Source organism: Diaphorobacter sp. J5-51 (genome assembly GCF_001023515.1).
GTDB lineage: Bacteria > Pseudomonadota > Gammaproteobacteria > Burkholderiales > Burkholderiaceae_C > Diaphorobacter > Diaphorobacter nitroreducens.
In genome coordinates this window covers 1-15,385 of sequence record NZ_JSYI01000115.1, presented here as the reverse complement: position 1 = coordinate 15,385, position 15,385 = coordinate 1, and the positions used below count along the sequence as shown (strand labels likewise).

The window sequence follows — 15,385 nt, the reverse complement described above, 5'->3', positions numbered from 1 at the left end:
GCTGAGGGGTGTTGATGCTCGATGGGCTATGCCGGCAACAAGCGGGATACGTAAGGACTGAACGTGGGCCGCGAGATCAATGTGTCGTAATCCATCAGGGCCACAGCTTCAACGCCTGCCACCTTGAGGCGCCCTTTGAGCCGGTCGTTCAAAGCCGTTTTGAGCGCACCGAGATAGACCTTGAGATTCGAAGGCAAATCCAGGGCCACAGCCAATACCAGCTTGATAGGCTTACGCACCGCAGCGGGCAATTCGGCCGCCAAACTCTTACCCCAAGCAGTACCGCTCCAAGCAGCAAGCATCATCAAGATCGTGTCAGTGATCTTGCCCACGAGTTCCTCGAAGCGCCAAGGATTTGGCTGATTCTTGACAGGAACGAAATCAGCTGCGGCCAGCATCGCCGTGGTCTGTGTAAAGTCTTTCACCTCAAGCAAGACCAGCTTGCCCTCATGCACCCAGGAAAAGTCCATCTCCTTCAGATACTGTCCACTCAAAGGACGATAGCCTGCTGTGGCGGCCAACCGAAAATGGCCTCCGTCAGGCAGATCCAACCGCAATCCAGACTCTTCATATACGGCCATGGATCACTCCCCCAAGTCCAGTGCAACATCGGCATCGAACAACCGAAGTGACTCCTCGACAATGGGGTTCATCGGCAGACCTTCTTTTAGAGAATGGACCACACCGGAAACGCCCCCTGAATCCTGCTTGCGTAAATCCAGAAGTGAATAGTCAGTTTTGTGTTGCCGCGCAAGCTGCTCAAGTCGCTTGAGCATGAAGAAGCTGTGTGTAGTGAGGTATACCTGAACACCTGACTGAGCGAACTCATGAAGCATGTCGGCAAACAAGACGATTGCCTTGGGATGCAAGTTCACCTCTGGCTCGTCCACAAAGAGCAAACATCCACCTGCAGGTGTCAATCGGCGGTTACGCATCAGGCGCGAGAGGATTCCAATCTTCTTAATGCCTTCGGCCGTTTGATGCATGTTGAATACTTCCTTGCCGCGTCGGAACATGATCGATCCGTCGGCCTGCATCTCGACCTCGCCACCACCAGTCACGTCCTCAAGGTGTTTGAACACACGCTTGATGTTTTCTTTCCATCCGCCTTTGGTAGGCGGTTGTCTGTAGTCCTGAACCAAGTCGTAGTAGGTGTCGTCAAAGGAAGCAATTTCCTGCGATTCACGGGTCGCGACGATTGCGTCAAAAATGGAAAGAATTTCTTTGGGTGGCAAGAAGGTGGCTTTGTGACCAGCCACCTGTAGCAGTTCGTTTGTTTCGATTTCTGAGATTCGCACAGTGGTGTCGCGTCCAAAGCCAAACCTCAGCCGACCATTGCTGTTCCATCGCAGATCAGCGCTAAAACGGTTTCCTGCACCGCGTGTAACCAGTCGTCCCAGCTCCATTTTTTGCGGGAGGAACGTCCATCGCAGCTTGCTGGACAAGAGTTCAGCCAACTCTTTCGGCTCTGGCCCCGCTTGCTTCTTCGAGTAGTCCTCGATAGATCGCGTCATGGCGTATAGCAACTTGAGCAGGTGTGTCTTGCCTGTATCGTTGACGCCAATGATCACATTCAGAGAGGCGTGATCCCTCCATTCCAGGCGCTGGTGGAAGCCAACAAAGTTTTCGACGGTCAATGAGGTAAATGTGGTCATTTCGCTTCCTTAAGTCGAGGCTCACGCCTTCTTCTTCCTGCCTCGCTTCGCAGCGACGGTCACCGGCTTCCAAGCCCGCAAGTCATCCAGCGTGAAACCTAAGCCACGCGCCTCTTCGGTCACGAAGCCGCGGTAGTAGTCGCCCATACGCTCACCGAACACGGGGTCGAGTTCGTTGTGCCACTGCTCCAGCCACGGCACCAGCTCTAGCAGACTGGCCAGCAGGGGTTGCAGGCGCGCGGGCTCCCAGCCCTCGCTGTCCTTCATGTCCATGTAGTACCCGGCCACGGCGGTGGCTTGCTGCAGGTGGTTCCAGCCGGCCCAGGCAATTACCAGGCTGCCGTCTGACCCGCGTTCGCAGCCGGGGTAGCTCACCCAACGCTCTTTGGGCACGTCCAGACCGCCCCGCAGGCGCCAGAAGTCAGCCTTCAGGAAGTCCTTGCTCTGGTACTTGGGCGGCACGGGAATCTTGCCAACGTTTTCACCCGCGTCTTCGCGCCGCTGCAACGCCCAGGTGTCCTCCCACTGCGCACGCTTGCGCAGGCCTGTGTCGGTGTACCGCTGCACTGGCAGAGCCGGAACAGCCTCGCTGCTGACCAACTCAGTCACCAATTGCAACGCATCGAAGTCGGCATGACCAGCATACAAGGCAGCGATCTGCATGAAGCCGGTATCACGCATCACGGCCTCTGCCAATCGGCTGGTGCTGGTCACCTGAGGCGGTTGCTCTGCGCCGGCTGGCCATAGCTCAGGCGCCTCCAGCCGGTCCAGCAACCAGTCGCGAAGAGCAACGCTTTCAAGGTCGTTCCACGTCGGCCACTCCCATCGACGCTTGCAACCCATATTCTCTACAAGACCAATGTTGCGGTCGCGTTCGATTAAGTCGATTCGCCGCTGAACCACTTCGCGATAGATCGCCGGCCAGCGCTGAGGTATCTCTGTCGTGGGCGTAATACCCAGCCACTCGAACCAGCGAGTCTCCAGCTTGCCGTCTTTCAAGCGTCGCGCCAAAACAATCTCGAAGGCGCGCTCCCCGCGGTCCACCTCTGGTGGCTCAAGGTACGTCAAACATGCAGCGTCGATGTTTGCCGGTAGCACGCCAAAGAGGTGATAGCTTTGCCAGTCCAACTCCTCCTGCAACGCAACCATTCGACGCCGTAGCGAAGACGTCGTGTCACGGGCATCATTCAACATGCTTTGAGGAGACTGTCCAGAAGACACCGCAGCTCGTAACACTCTGGCCGGATGCAAAGCGGCCAGAGTGTTGGCTATGACATCGATTTCGCGAGCAATGCGTGATGGCCTTTCAGCCGGAAGGGGGAGTTCTGCAAGTGCAGTCGACGCGAACTCAAAAAAGTCGTGCCACTTCTCGTCCTTGCTGCTTCCCCCGCCGGGCCCGCCCTTGTTGTGCATGACCTGTTGGCACCAGAAGCATGCGGTTGATGAGTTAAGTATCCCAAGCAGACCTAGGTGGTCGGCCTCACTGACATTGGCCGGAAGCTTCAGCACGGGAGCGGAGCGGTTGAAGACGCTGCCACCCCGATCCAAGACGAAGTGGTTGTGTGTGGCAACAAAGGAGACAGTAATCGTCAGCGGCGTATTCAATCGCCTAAGCGCGATCTGGTGCCACTCCCACCATGGCCGTCCTTCATCAAAGTAGGTCTTTTTAGAGAAGGTCGCGCGGTTTCCGAGCACAGTCCGGCAAGCCCATAACCAGCGAGCTAGGCCTGGGGCCTGCTCAAGCTGAACAACTTGTTCACCGTCATACGGAAAGAGCGCAGCTTCAGATGGCGCAATTGACCAGTCTCTGATGCCATCTCCGACCACCAACGAGCGGATGAATTTTGGTTCGACACCTTGCCGTCTAAAGGCCGCCTCAGGCGCAAACATTGCCTCATCTGCATTCGTCATACCAAATACGCCTAGTTCGCGGACTTCTCGCGTTACAAGGCGGTTACCGGCCATGACTGTGAGGCGACACACGTCTACAAGTGCGTCCAGTGTGCAGCTTGCACCTTCTTCGATCAGCACTTTCAAATCAGCCGCACCACCTCCACCGACAGTCCAAGGATGCAGGCTCAACGTGACACGAAGCGTGTCAGCGACGCTAACGAAATCGCTCTCCGACCCCACCCGGTCGATCTGGTCGACGATGGCCGACCACACCAATCCGTTAGCTGGGTTTTCCGGGGTGCTGGGCTCTCCCTTGATACCCATCACTGTGCGCACCACTTCGTCCACTGGCGAACGATGACGACCCAACAAGATTACCGTCGGAGTCCCATGACCAGGGATATAGGCGCCCGAGGTATCCACCACATGGGTCAAATCCAGCCGAGGCAGTACCTGCTCGATGAGTTTGCTGCCGAACTCGCGCTTCATGAAGCTGTTCGCGGTGATCAAGCCCACATAGCCAGCGCCGCCGCCGTTTACCCCAGTCACGGCCAAATCAAAGAAACGCTCAGTGAACGGCGCACCGAGCGAATACTTCATGTGGCAACTGGCGTACTTGTTGCGGTAAGCCACATTGAGCGCAGCGTCCTTGACCACGATATACGGCGGGTTGCCCACCACCGCGTGGTACTGACGGCCCAAGATGCGCTGTACCTCGGCCAGGTCTTCGCTGGCATACGCATGGGCCAGTCCCGTGTCGGCATGGCTCTCGGCCGCATCAAACAACTCCTGGCTCTGCGTGAGACCAAAACGGGTGCCGTGCAGCAGGCTGTCGCCGATGGCCACATGCACCTTGAAGTCGTGCGCGTTGACCAGGCGCTGAACACCGGAGGCCTGCAAGGCGGCAACGAACAGACGAAAACGGGAAATGGCCACGGCAAAGGGGTTGAGGTCCACCCCCGCCACTGCGTCCAGCGCCTTTTGCGCTAGGTCTACCGGGTTGCGGCCAGGCTCATTGCGCTGCCACTCGGCCAACATGCGGTAAAAGCCACCCAGCAAGAAGTGGCCAGAACCGCAGGTGGGATCGATCATCCGCACTTCGCGGTAGCCGAACTCCCGTATGGCGGGCGTGAGGGTGCGGTCAAGGATGAACTCCTCCACGAACTCGGGTGTCTGCAGCAGGGCATAACGCTTACGCGTGGCTTCCGACAGGTCTTGGTACAGGTCACCCAAGAAACGGGTATTCCAAGACGGATCGGTGAAGTCGTGCACCAGCAAGCCTGTACTGGGGTCCACCTGCTGCCAGAACTGGCGCAAGGCCATTGCCGCATCACCGCTGATACCCAAGCGGAAAACCGGGTTGTGGGCCTCATCAAAGAAAGTGTGCAGGCCAGGAAGCGTGCCAGCCTCACGGAAGGCTGCCAACAGGTAGTCGCGGTCGTTTTCCAGGGGATTCGCCCGGAAATAGGCCTCATGTCGGTCGCGCACCAGCGCCAGTCGCCCTGACTCGGGGGTACCGCCCAACCAGGGACGATCAACAAGCTGGTTATCTTCGATAAATCGCAAGAACACACAGCTCAGCAACCAGTGCACGCCGGCCTGGGTAATGATCTGGTCAGCCCAGGTTTCGAAGGTTTCGGCGCAACGGTCCGCATCGCACGCGGCTTGCCATTCGGTCTGCAGGCTGGCTTTCAGCTCTGGGGTTTGCTCGATACGCTCCAGCAAATCAACTTCCAGTCGTTTGAGCAGCTTGGTAAGGTCTGAAAGCAGTTGGGGGGCGTTGATCACGTCAGGGTCTTTCAGGAAGCGGACGAACGGGCAAGGCTGCCGGCAGGCTGGCCGGTTTTCGCCCTGTGTTTGTTTTCCACCCACGCCTGCGGCAAGGCCAAGGTACGGGTGTTGTTGATGTTGTTGACCAAGGGCACCGTCACGCCGTCGATCACAGGCAGCCCTTGGTGGCTGGTGGGCAGCAGCAGCCACACGCAGGAGGTATGGCCCGGGCGGCCTGCGTTCGACTCCAGCTCAGTGACGAGGGTCATGAGGTCATATCGAGCCAGCAGACCTGCGCAGACCAGCAGAACGGGTGACTGGCTGTTAAGCAAGGCTGAACGCAAGGTGGGCAAGGTGCGCTGCACCAGGCGCTGCAGGTTCGTCCAATGGCGGCTGCCTCGGTCGGCGGCGTCCGCCTGGAGCACGACGTTCCAGTCCACCTTCAGAGCTTGGGCCTGTTCGCGCAGTGCCGAAAGCAGCAGGGCATCGAAGTTGACGCGCTTGATGGCGTTGGTCGATGGCGGATCGGATTCACCGAAGCGGCGGAGCAACTCAGCCTCGGCATGCCGCGCGATCCGGGGGTGCACCGTCAGGACCAGAAGCCCGCCCTGATCGAGCGACCGGACCAGGCGCTCTTCGACTGCGGCGGCCTCAGCAGCGTCGCCATCGCCCATCACATGAAGGGTTTGAAGCGTGGCGTGCCTGGAAAACTGGGTGGTGGTGCCAGCGGTCTGGGCACTGCCGAGGGTGGCCAAGCGATAGGCGCCCCGACCACTCGCTGCCGTGATGTCCCAAGTCAACGGTGCGCCCGCCTCTTCGAGCAAGCGGTCCAGGGAAGGACGATCAGGCAGTGGCGAGGCCTCGGGGTAGCGGCCACGCACCCGATCTTGAATGTCCTTGACTTTGAGCTCCGGAGCGCCCACCAGAGCCCCCAAGGACTGCCGCAGCGCCTGAATGGGCGCCATGCCTCGGGCATACATCTCCTGGCGGCTGGACACCGCAGCCTTGCGCGATGCCGATGCCGCCAAGCGGAGCAGGCGCGTGGGTGTGAGTGGCATCGGGGTGATGCCACCCAGTTGTTCCGGGGACGGCATCGCCACCCCTTCCAGCATCTCCAACACGCGAGCCGGAGGCAGCAAGGGGTCTGCCAGCGCGCAAGCATCGGCCGCTGTACCCAATTGGCGCGCGTACTCGGCCCAGGGGGCGGCGGTGGCGATCAGCAAATGCGGCTGGTGGTCGAAAGCCTCGAAACGGGGCTGATCGAGATGTGCTTCCGCCTCGATAGCCGCACGCAGCACAGCCGTGGCTTGGCGCAGACGCTCTGTATCGTCCTGGGAGGCACAGCCCCTCAATGCCAGCAGGGCCAATGCAGCTTCCTGCGCGCTCATCACGTTCCCTTGGCTTCGGACCAATGTATCGATCTGCTGACGCAACTCAGTAAAACGAGGAACTTTTAGCCAGCGCTCGCGGGCCTTGATCAAAGTTGCGGTCAGAGTGCTGCGATCCACATCACCGGCCTGAGCAGAATCGCCCAGGCTTGGCCAGGTGCCGGCCTTCACGGTGTCGTCCAGACCCAGGTAGTGCGCGAGGGCAGCCTCCTCGGGCCGGTCATCACCCGCTGGGCGGCGCGGCAGAAGTTGGGCGGCCAGCTCATTAACGCTGACTGCGCCTTCGACCTCTTCGTCGGCGTCGTGCGCTACGTTGCGGCCCTGAGTCAGGTCGGGCCGCAGGCGGGCCAGCTCCTTCGCCGTGAGGCGAATCTCCTTGCGAATCTTGTCGCCGACGCCCTTGAGATATCGAAATCGAACTCGATCGACAGCGAGCAATTCGCGCGCGTTGTGGACGCCCATTCGCTCCAGGACATCCTGAGCTTCGAGGCTATAGCCCAGCTCGGCCATCGTGGTCTGAGGCGTCGCCGTAAGAGCGATGGCGGAAAGGCCGGTTTCCGCTGGCGAATCACTCGGGTGAACGGTGCTTCGCGCGGCGAAGATGTCCCGCCACGCGCGGAGCATTTCCTCAGCGTTGTCGAAACGCTCGCGGAAATCGCGCCGCAACGCCTTTTCGAAGAACTTCGCAAAGCCTTCACGCGTAACGGGATCGAAGACATCGCGCTCGATGGTGGCTTCGACGTCGAGCATGGCCGGCGACGTCTGTCCGTCACCCCACACCGGCGGCTGGCCCACGGCCATTTCGTAAAGCGTGACCGCCAGCGCGAAACGCTCGGCGTAGAGGTCCCAGCGCGGCGGGCGGCGCAGAGACAGGAAGGGGTCCAGATAGGGGTGGGTGCCAGCGGTGATGTTTTCCGCCGGCGTGCGGCACAGGGAGAAGTCGAACAGGACGAGCTGCAGTTTCCGCGTGCGGCTCTCAGCGATGCCGATGTTTTCGGGTTTGATGTCGCGGTGCGCCACCCCTTCCGATTCGAGGTAGTTCACGGCCTCGATCAGCTCTTCACCAAAGCGCTGCAGCATGTCCAGCGATAGACGCCCCTCTTCCTTGAGCTTTTCTGCCAAGGTCTTGGCGCCTGCACTCTTGAGAAGCAGGGCGGTTCGGCCTGCGACGGTGAGGGTCTCGCGGTGAGCAACGATGTTCTGGTGGTGCAGGCGGGCAAGGACTTCGCCCTCGGCAACAAGACGGTCGTTGTGCGCGATGTCGCACGCGACCTTCAGGATGGATTCGTCGTCGCTGTCGTCACGACGGACCAGCAAAACGTCGCTGGATGAACCTCGCCCCATGCGTTTGATGACCGTGAATCCGCCTTCCAGCCGATCACCCGTGCTGGCGATGCTCGGATCCTTCGTCGTCTCAGGATCAGGCGCGGTCAGCTCATCTTCAACCGCATCCAGATCGTCCAAAAAGCCTTGGATCGTGTCGTACCGAGCCAGCAAATCGGGTGCAGTGGCGAACTGGATCAGGTCTTGCTGCTTGGCACCGCAGCCGTCCATGGTGTCGGACAGGCGCAGGCCCTGCCCCACACGCAGCTTTTCTGACAACTCCAGCGTGGACTCGGCCGGTGGCTGGCCGCTGAAAATGTAGAAAGCGATGCAGCCCAGGGAGAAGACATCCAGGCTGGCTCCTTGGGCGGGGTCGGCCCGTGTGGTTTCAGGAGCCAGATACAGCAGGCCAAGATCCTCGACGTAGTCTTCTACGTGCTGGGTTCCCGTCGTCCGGTGGACAGTGTTGGGAGAACTGGAGCCGCCAACGTTGCGTGAGGCGGTTTGCCAGTTCATCAGACGCAGTTGCATGGCGCCGCTGTCCACGCCATGGACCGTGATGCTTTGCGGACCGAGAGCTCGGTGGTACAGGCGCTTGGAGTGGGCGTACTTCAGGGTCTCGGCGATGTCACGGACCATCTGCAGTCGCTGCGTGATCGTGAGGGTCTTACCCTTCTCCCGCAGCAGGTGGTCCAGCCGAACGGCCTTGGGATCGTGATCAAAGATCAACGCCGGGCCAAGCTCGGTTTCCTTCAGGTCGTTGACGCGCAGGATGCCGGGGTGGTCTATGCCCTCGAGCACCTCGAATTCGCGACGCGCCTGACGAAGCCGGGCAGCACGAGCCTCCGGCGACGACGCAGAAGCGACGGTGTAGATGCGCACACGACGCTGTATGGTGTCTACGCTGACGTGACTGGCTTCCCAATCCTGAAAGCCGTCGCCCTCGGCCATGAGCTTGGTCAGCTTGTAATCACCGACCTGACGATGCTTGTTGGAGGGTCGAATGCCGGCCTCAATTACCGCCCGGCCGATGGCGCGCGCCTGGGTGGAGTCAACAGGAGTTGTGGCGCGCGAGGTGATGCCATTGCTGAGAGCCCCGACGATGCCCGGGTCATCCAACGCACCCGGCCGCCCCCTCTGATATGTAGCCGTCTTGGCCAGGCCCTCAAGCTGGCAGGCCAGGCTTGACGAGGACAGGAAGATGGCAGGCTCGACAAAGGGCAACCTGACCTTGGCCTTCATGATCGCCGGTTGACGGCGCAGCAGACTGGCCAGGCGTTTGGCTTTGCGATTGGCCAGGATCAGGGGGTTGTCGTAGGTAAAACTGCGGCCGTCCGTGGTCCACGTCCAACTGTGGGCATCGCCCCGCAACACCCCAGGGCGGCTCTTGATCTCGACCAGGAACAGACCAGCCGGCGAAAGCACCAGCGCATCGACTTCGTTGACCTTTCCTTCGTCGTCGATGAACTCAAAGTTGGTCCAGACGTGCCAGGAATCTCTGTCGGGCAGATTGGCCCTCAGCCACTCAAGCGCCTCACGCTCCCAGGCAAAGCTGGATTCCGCAATGACATGCCATCGGGATGCGCTGAGCGTCATGGCGCACTCCCGTCAGGGTCGGGCACGTGCTCGAAGAGCTCGCCCACGGAGCAACGAAACAGGCTGCACAGAGCATCGATGGCGGCCACATCGATACGTGTCACCGTCTCTTTGTACAGGGACGTGACCGTGCTGCGGTTCAGGCCGGTCAGGCGCGAAACGTCAGAGATTCGAAGCTTGTCGCGCCCCATAAGGGTCGACAGGTGACAGCGGACCATGGCATATCCCAAAAATGGCGGGGTGTTGCGCAGCATAACAAAACGCTGATTTACGCACAACCCCATGCCGGCGCGGGGAGCCAAGTCGGTCAACCGAATTCATGACGAAGATTCAGCGCTGCGGGCACCCCACGAAGCCTGCAACGCATATCCGCGTCTTTCATCGAGTCTCCATGCTCGAGAGGTTTGTTCCCGGCAAAGTCTGCGCCGTCCGTGCAGCCCTGACCTTGCCGCGCGTAGGCCAGGACCACGCTCCACTGGGGTCTCGCTTGACGCGGGCGGTAGAATGAAAATCTGAAGTCCCGATCGGAGGAACCCATGCCGGACGCCAAGACTGTCGCTCAATACATCATCGCTTTCTTTCAGAAGGCTGGCGATCCCGTGTCTAACTTGAAGCTTCAAAAGCTTCTTTACTATGTTCAAGGTTGGCACTTGGGGCTATACGGAAAGCCAGCTTTCGAAGGGAGCTTTCAGGCTTGGGTCCACGGGCCTGTGAATCCTGATGTCTACCATCAATACAAAGCCTTCCGCTGGAACCCTATCAACGAAGAGGTTGCAACGCCGACGAGCATCAGTAGCGAGCTCACAAGACACATTGATGAGGTTTTGGATGTCTACGGCGTCGACTCTGGCTGGGAGTTGGAGCGTCGCACGCATCTTGAAGCCCCATGGATTGACGCTCGCAGGGGACTCCCGCCGGATGCTGAATCCACGGAAGTGATTAGCAATGAGTCTATGGCTCAGTTTTTCAAACAGCAGGCTGCCGCCTAAACCACAACTGGCCAACGATGGGTGGGTCGAACGGCAAGATTAAGAAGCAGGAGCTGCCCGATTCGAGTGGCAGAATTCATAAGGCGAAAGAGCTCCCCGACGACCTGATACGTTTTTCATTCAGACATCTCTCGTCGACCGAAAAGTTCGGTCATGAGAAGGTGACAGACGCTGCCACCTATCTCCCTCAGTTTCTCCGTCGTTTGCAGAGTGTCTCTGAAATGAGCCTGAGCTCATTTCGCACCAACAAAGACAAGGCGCTTCGCGCGCATCGCCACGATTGGGCAGGCACCTCCGAGCCGACCGGGTTTTCACATTTGACCCCTCAACTCCAGGCCTGCGAGGCATGGCAATTTGAGATTAGTGGTAACGAACATGGGCGAGTCCATGGCATCCTCATCGACGAAGTCTTCTACGTCGTTTGGCTCGACCCTGGACACCAGCTCTATCCCAAGAAGTAGACGAGACACCCAATCTCCATCGAGCCGGTCAACAGCGGTATAAGTTTCCTCAGAGCATGCCCCTCTGTCGGGAAGCATTGATACGCATCAGATGCTTTCTGGAGAGGGTTGAGGCTCCGTGTAACTTGCTACAGGGCGCAGCTCAGCCTGCTGCTAACGGACAGACGCGGCAGATACCCACCTCCCGAAAAGGCTGTACGCCGGGGCGAACTACCCCGCTCAGCACTCATCAGCATGCTCGCGACGCATGCGAGTTGAGCAATGTGATCAGCTCCACAGCAGCGAAGACGCTGGGTCAATGCATGGCAAGATATATAGGATCAAGAATGAACGACAAGAGTCAATCCAAAAAGCGCCATGGCTGAGCCCAAGACACCCCCAAAAAGAACGGCAAAGGAGTTACCTGCCAACCCGCAGGGACCTGCATCAACCAGAAAAAGAAGGGTCAGCCAACCCCGTCAAAGGGGTGTGCGAAAGGTCAAACTGAACTTCAACGTTCCAGAGCAGATGCGCAAAAAGCTCGAAATGGCCACACAGCGCCACGATTCGAGCATTTCCGATCTCCTAACAGGAGCGGTTCAGAGATGCCTCAAAGACGACGTCTGGGACCCCAGGGCCCGCAATGCGGTTTCACGAAACAGAACCATCGTCCCACCCGCAGAGCTTGTGGATATCTCCAATCAGCTGTTGGCGCTGGGTTTTCTGCTGGAGCAATTGATCAAGGCACCGACAGACCCCAAACTGGTCGAAGAGGCTGCACGGATTCATCTGGATGCTCGATTGCACTTGGCCAAATTGCGCGAGGACCACGGGTGCTGATCAAGATCATCAGGTTCAAGCGAAAGTCGCCCAGACGGCCGGCTGATTTGCGTCGGCTGTTCAAGTATCTGTTTACGCCCAAAGCGGATGCAGATGCGGCATCGAATCGACTGCTAGGCCCCCCGCAGCTTGATCACCTTGTTCTCAATCACATGCCCTGGGGCAATGATGTTGAAGCCGCCGCCGATGACCTGGCCAACCAATTCGATTTCTATGTCCGCGAAGCAGGCGTGTGTCAGAAAAGGTGTGCGGGCATTGAGGGGTGCAAAGGCCTTAAAGCATGTGTGGGACGGCCTCGGCCGCGCGACTGGTACGCGCATGTCGTCTTCGCCTTTGCGCCGATCGCATCACCGGAGATTCGAAACCCGGCGGACTACCACCAGTCTCCGCGACGAAACGCATCTTCAGCGGCCAACGCGATCCGTATTGCGCGTGATGCCTTGGATTTTCTGGGGTGGGGCGGGACTCAGCCGGCTGTTTTTGTCGCGCACGGCGATACGGTGCACATCCATGTGCACGCAGTGATTGCGACACCGGTATTTGCTGGCGATGTCTGGGATGTCTTCAGGTTTTCAAGCAGACAGCTTTTTGACGTGGCAGCGGCTTGCACCAGCGCCTTCAATCTATCCACTGGGACACCGATGCTCGAGAAGTATTACGGTCAATGGCGTCGCCGCGCGGACAAACTCCAGAGTTAGGAGTGAATCCTCAGACCAAGGGCGGCGTGCCAGAACATCAGTACGCCGCCTTTTCAAGGCCCACTATTTTGAGCGGGGCGGGGTTCGCCACCGAAGTTCATTCCGCTGGTATTGACGTCGCACCGGTGATCTCTTGCTGCTTCGTCAGTCAGCGCCGCTATAGCCCGTGGCCTCTTCCCACGCAGACACATCAGCTTCACCGATCGCTCCGCGGTCGTTAGCGACAGTGTATTCAATCGCATCGAGCATTCGGGCGCATTCTTCACGATCGGGGTTCCAGTACCAGGCGAGGATGGCTTCCTCAAGGACATCGGCGTCGCCGCGATTGCGGATAGCGGCTGATCCCCGAAGTGCATTCCACACGGCCCTTTTCGCTTCGTTGTGCATCGACTCAGTAACGCGGATTTCGTACACATCCACTTCTTCGAAGCCCGACATCCCTGCGCGCTCGACCTCGGAGTCGATATACGTATTCTCCGTCCCATTTTTGTACACGAGCTGACGAATTTCATCGTCAACCTCGACCGCGTACCCGATGGTCACCGATCCGTCAGCGTTCACTTCCCCGTCCGCCTTCAGCTGATCGAAACTGGGGTATTGATCGCGCAGCCAAGCAGGAGAAATCAGACATTCACCACCATCACCCCCAAAGGCAACTTTGGCAGCGTAGTCGTCATTGGCAATAAAACGATGGACCTCAATTTTCAATTGTTGCATGGCTTGATGCTCCTTGACCTATGAAACTGACGGTTGATTCGACTTCTTATCGAACCACGGAGAAATGTTACCAACCGATTTTTCATTTTTTGAGCAACGTGTGCATCTAAGGACATTTTGTCGACAACTGGCACCTGAAGAAAAACGTCCTTAACTGAAACTTGTGCAGGAGGCCACTGCTTTGGTGATCAAAAATAGTTGCAGCTGTGCTGGTCCGTCCAACGACGGATCACAGCGATTCTTGGGAGCGTTTCATGAAACGGATCACACAAGCAGATATCGATCAACTGGCAAAGCGCCATGGGTTCGAGGATTTCCAGGACCTGAGCAACAACGTGGAGTCGTGCTCAGACAAGAGCGAGTTGGCCATTGACCTGATGCGATTGAGAGGCCAACTCAAAGAGGTCATGGCACAAGAACCGGCTGCACTGCCACAGAGGAATGGGTTGGCCGAGGTTGAGGTGGACGCCACGGGATTGCCCCACCTCAAGGATCTGGTTTTGACGGTCAGTCGACTCATCGCGAAGCTTCTATTCGGTTACACCGAAGACGAAATCCGCTTCATTAACGATCGAGCGCTCGACATCGATGCCAAGCACGCGCACGAAGCTCACCATCGGGCCCGGAAGGCGCCCGGAATCGGAGGACACAGTCATGCCTAAGGCCTTTGACGCGATGACTGCCAAAGGTGCGACAAAGATTGCTGCCCTTCTCCAAGAACTTCCGCACCGAATCGCCGGCTTCGTCTTCCATGGCGCTTGGATGGGACGCCGGTTCGTGATCCGCGACATCACGCCCGCAGACGCACCGGTGGCTTCGGTGTCGAAGGACTACGCAACCGGTACTCTGACGCTTTCGCGGGAGATCCTCGCGGTGGCGGATGACACCGTGCGCGAAATGCGAAGCTTCGGCGCCAGTATGACCCGTCGTACACAGACGGGAGATTTCGACGTCGCGACGGGATTCGACAGCGAAACACACCTCGTCGCCGCGGGGCATCACATCGCCCTCTGTGGCCACCGGGGCCCTTGGCCTGAAGCTTCGGATCCAATCACAGCGCAAGTGACCTGTGCACAGTGCGAGGTGATTTCGCGAACGAAACCGAATCATCGCGCACGGTTACATCCGCTGACCCCTGGTAACCCGACTCAATCGTCCCAAAATCGCGACCAGCCTGATTGAGCGATCCCCTATTGCTCTATGGTGACGTTACTGTGAGGTTTGGCTGTACCCAAGCAGAGTGGTTACTGTAGGGTTCACCACTACCCCGCCGAGTCATCAGGCGGGGTACAAACCCTTCGGGTTTTGAGGTACGGCGTATTCGGTTGAACCGGTACGTCACATGCATCTGACCGTATGCCTCACCGGTCAATACCCCTCCTTTTCCGACCCGCTTTGCTGTTATCCGAAGCTGGACAACACGACCAGTCGACTGTTGCTGTCAGTTTTTGACGTTTGTGGCCAATTGATGTACACCTGCGGCCGATCAATGGATTGGTTCGTCCCTTCGTTGTGCCGGATGGACCGATTACGGGACCAAAGAGGCCGATCATTCGGCCACTTTGGCCGTCCAATAGATTCTGGAGATTCATCGATGGGCTACTTGAATGCAATGCAGGGCGTCGAACTCGGAATGGCGGGGCTGCAGGCGGGGTTAAACCGCCTGACCGCACCGCAGCGCCCGCTGTCGAGCTACTACCATTGGCAACCCGAAGTCCGTCGGGGAGTGTCCATGGAGGCGTACAACGCACTGGTGGCAGAACACAACAACCTAGTGGAAGCGCTGGTCGCCGAACGAAGGAAGACCGCCCAGCTCCAGTCCCAACTCCGCGACGCGCTTCGACTTCTGAAACAAGCTGTGGATTCTTGAAGCGTGGGGGTGGAGGTTGCTGCGAGGGCACTGTTTGTCGGTCCACAGAGTCGAGCAAGCGTTGTGACAGACGACACCGTCACCACTTCCCATCGAAAGGTGGTCCTTGCAGTTGGCCTACATGAATGTCCATGGCGGGGCAAATTACAACGCGGCCTGGGAGCTTGTCAGAAATTTTGTGTGTGAGGCATAGCATGTCGACAAGG

13 protein-coding genes are annotated in these 15,385 nt (G+C 58.7%); 7 read left to right on the top strand and 6 right to left on the bottom strand.

Features of this window, described 5'->3' with window-relative positions; genetic code table 11:
- Positions 1 to 26: 26 nt before the first annotated feature.
- The 5 genes from OX89_RS14215 to OX89_RS14195 are packed head-to-tail and all read right to left on the bottom strand — an operon-like array spanning position 27 to position 9,843.
- Positions 27 to 581, bottom strand: a complete 555-nt coding sequence (locus OX89_RS14215; RefSeq protein ID WP_084002074.1) for a hypothetical protein — start codon at positions 579 to 581, stop codon at positions 27 to 29.
- Between the two features lie 3 nt (positions 582 to 584).
- The gene (locus tag OX89_RS14210; protein ID WP_047351118.1) at positions 585 to 1,655 is read right to left on the bottom strand and encodes an ATP/GTP-binding protein; all 1,071 of its coding nucleotides are present in this window, start codon (positions 1,653 to 1,655) and stop codon (positions 585 to 587) included.
- A 21-nt stretch (positions 1,656 to 1,676) separates the two neighbouring features.
- Positions 1,677 to 5,336 carry a BREX-2 system adenine-specific DNA-methyltransferase PglX gene (pglX, locus tag OX89_RS14205; RefSeq protein WP_047351117.1) on the bottom strand — a complete coding sequence of 1,220 codons (3,660 nt, stop codon included), beginning with the start codon at positions 5,334 to 5,336 and terminating at the stop codon, positions 1,677 to 1,679.
- Between the two features lie 11 nt (positions 5,337 to 5,347).
- Positions 5,348 to 9,625: a BREX system serine/threonine kinase PglW gene (pglW, locus tag OX89_RS14200; RefSeq protein WP_047351116.1), complete on the bottom strand. Its 4,278-nt coding sequence runs from the start codon at positions 9,623 to 9,625 to the stop codon at positions 5,348 to 5,350.
- A complete protein-coding gene (locus OX89_RS14195; RefSeq protein ID WP_047351115.1) occupies positions 9,622 to 9,843 on the bottom strand; it encodes a helix-turn-helix transcriptional regulator in 222 nt (73 codons plus the stop codon). The genes pglW and OX89_RS14195 overlap by 4 nt, the downstream gene beginning before the upstream one ends.
- 318 nt (positions 9,844 to 10,161) lie before the next feature.
- Between OX89_RS14195 and OX89_RS14190 the strand changes: the two genes are divergently transcribed.
- The 4 genes from OX89_RS14190 (at position 10,162) to OX89_RS18700 (ending at position 12,592) form a co-directional block, all read left to right on the top strand.
- Positions 10,162 to 10,614 (top strand): Panacea domain-containing protein, encoded by a 453-nt coding sequence (locus OX89_RS14190; RefSeq protein WP_047351114.1) that lies wholly within the window; start codon positions 10,162 to 10,164, stop codon positions 10,612 to 10,614.
- Positions 10,615 to 10,631: 17 nt separating this feature from the next.
- Entirely contained in the window at positions 10,632 to 11,075 is a 444-nt protein-coding gene (locus OX89_RS18860) for a hypothetical protein (protein WP_199856254.1), read from the top strand.
- Positions 11,076 to 11,432: 357 nt separating this feature from the next.
- Positions 11,433 to 11,894, top strand: coding sequence for a hypothetical protein (locus tag OX89_RS14180; protein ID WP_157497508.1), 462 nt, complete (start codon positions 11,433 to 11,435; stop codon positions 11,892 to 11,894).
- Positions 11,888 to 12,592, top strand: a complete 705-nt coding sequence (locus OX89_RS18700; protein WP_157497506.1) for a hypothetical protein — start codon at positions 11,888 to 11,890, stop codon at positions 12,590 to 12,592. The genes OX89_RS14180 and OX89_RS18700 overlap by 7 nt, the downstream gene beginning before the upstream one ends.
- Positions 12,593 to 12,736: 144 nt before the next feature.
- Here OX89_RS18700 and OX89_RS14175 read toward each other — a convergent pair whose 3' ends face one another.
- A complete protein-coding gene (locus tag OX89_RS14175; protein WP_047351112.1) occupies positions 12,737 to 13,309 on the bottom strand; it encodes a hypothetical protein in 573 nt (190 codons plus the stop codon).
- A gap of 254 nt (positions 13,310 to 13,563) precedes the next feature.
- Between OX89_RS14175 and OX89_RS14170 the strand changes: the two genes are divergently transcribed.
- From OX89_RS14170 to OX89_RS14165, 3 genes are all read left to right on the top strand, one after another.
- Complete coding sequence (locus OX89_RS14170; RefSeq protein ID WP_047351111.1) at positions 13,564 to 13,971, top strand: hypothetical protein; 408 nt, start codon at positions 13,564 to 13,566, stop codon at positions 13,969 to 13,971.
- Positions 13,964 to 14,491: a hypothetical protein gene (locus tag OX89_RS18695; RefSeq protein WP_157497504.1), complete on the top strand. Its 528-nt coding sequence runs from the start codon at positions 13,964 to 13,966 to the stop codon at positions 14,489 to 14,491. The genes OX89_RS14170 and OX89_RS18695 overlap by 8 nt, the downstream gene beginning before the upstream one ends.
- A gap of 412 nt (positions 14,492 to 14,903) precedes the next feature.
- Positions 14,904 to 15,179 carry a hypothetical protein gene (locus OX89_RS14165; RefSeq protein WP_047351110.1) on the top strand — a complete coding sequence of 92 codons (276 nt, stop codon included), beginning with the start codon at positions 14,904 to 14,906 and terminating at the stop codon, positions 15,177 to 15,179.
- Positions 15,180 to 15,385: the final 206 nt, after the last annotated feature.

Coding starts and splice junctions, on each gene's coding strand:
- OX89_RS14215 (WP_084002074.1), bottom strand. CDS start 581: ATGGCCGTATATGAAGAGTCTGGATTGCGGTTGGATCTGCCTGACGGA.
- OX89_RS14210 (WP_047351118.1), bottom strand. CDS start 1,655: ATGACCACATTTACCTCATTGACCGTCGAAAACTTTGTTGGCTTCCAC.
- pglW (WP_047351116.1), bottom strand. CDS start 9,625: ATGACGCTCAGCGCATCCCGATGGCATGTCATTGCGGAATCCAGCTTT.
- OX89_RS14195 (WP_047351115.1), bottom strand. CDS start 9,843: ATGGTCCGCTGTCACCTGTCGACCCTTATGGGGCGCGACAAGCTTCGA.
- OX89_RS14190 (WP_047351114.1), top strand. CDS start 10,162: ATGCCGGACGCCAAGACTGTCGCTCAATACATCATCGCTTTCTTTCAG.
- OX89_RS18860 (WP_199856254.1), top strand. CDS start 10,632: ATGGGTGGGTCGAACGGCAAGATTAAGAAGCAGGAGCTGCCCGATTCG.
- OX89_RS14180 (WP_157497508.1), top strand. CDS start 11,433: ATGGCTGAGCCCAAGACACCCCCAAAAAGAACGGCAAAGGAGTTACCT.
- OX89_RS14175 (WP_047351112.1), bottom strand. CDS start 13,309: ATGCAACAATTGAAAATTGAGGTCCATCGTTTTATTGCCAATGACGAC.
- OX89_RS14170 (WP_047351111.1), top strand. CDS start 13,564: ATGAAACGGATCACACAAGCAGATATCGATCAACTGGCAAAGCGCCAT.
- OX89_RS18695 (WP_157497504.1), top strand. CDS start 13,964: ATGCCTAAGGCCTTTGACGCGATGACTGCCAAAGGTGCGACAAAGATT.
- OX89_RS14165 (WP_047351110.1), top strand. CDS start 14,904: ATGGGCTACTTGAATGCAATGCAGGGCGTCGAACTCGGAATGGCGGGG.